The organism is Bacillus sp. 05T31, from assembly GCF_056396725.1.
This window is the reverse complement of sequence record NZ_JBFTMA010001537.1, coordinates 1-350: the sequence shown is the minus strand read 5'-3', so window position 1 is coordinate 350 and position 350 is coordinate 1. Positions and strand designations below refer to the sequence as shown.

1 protein-coding gene and 1 pseudogene are annotated in these 350 nt (G+C 30.9%); both read right to left on the bottom strand.

Going from position 1 to position 350, the window contains the following annotated elements; genetic code table 11:
• Positions 1–99: LSm family protein (locus tag AC1DJR_RS34225; protein ID WP_477004694.1), on the bottom strand; the 99-nt coding region annotated here is incomplete at its 3' end.
• A 27-nt stretch (positions 100–126) separates the two neighbouring features.
• Positions 127–350 (bottom strand): annotated as a pseudogene (locus AC1DJR_RS34220) (hypothetical protein); the annotation flags it as partial.

The following is a 350-nucleotide window of genomic DNA, read 5'->3' as shown; positions in this document are numbered from 1 at the left end:
GATCTGCCCACGTACTGGAACGCCATTCTTTAAAAATGCAGTAACTTCCCCTTTTTTCTCTTTCAATTGTTCATACATATCTTCTTGTAAATTAAACATGAAATGCACCCCCTGGTTTGTTTATATTTACTTTTCTTCTAATACATGCTGCTTTTCACTGTTGAGTATTTGTGATTCCCATTCACTTTCTATTTTTCTAAACCATTTTCCTATTTTGCTTAGATAATATCTTTTTACTTCACTTTCTATTTTTCTAAACCATTTTCCTATTTTGCTTAGATAATATCTTTTTACTTCACCATTAGGAATCCAAATTTCACGTTCCTGTATTTGATTCATCACTTCATGAA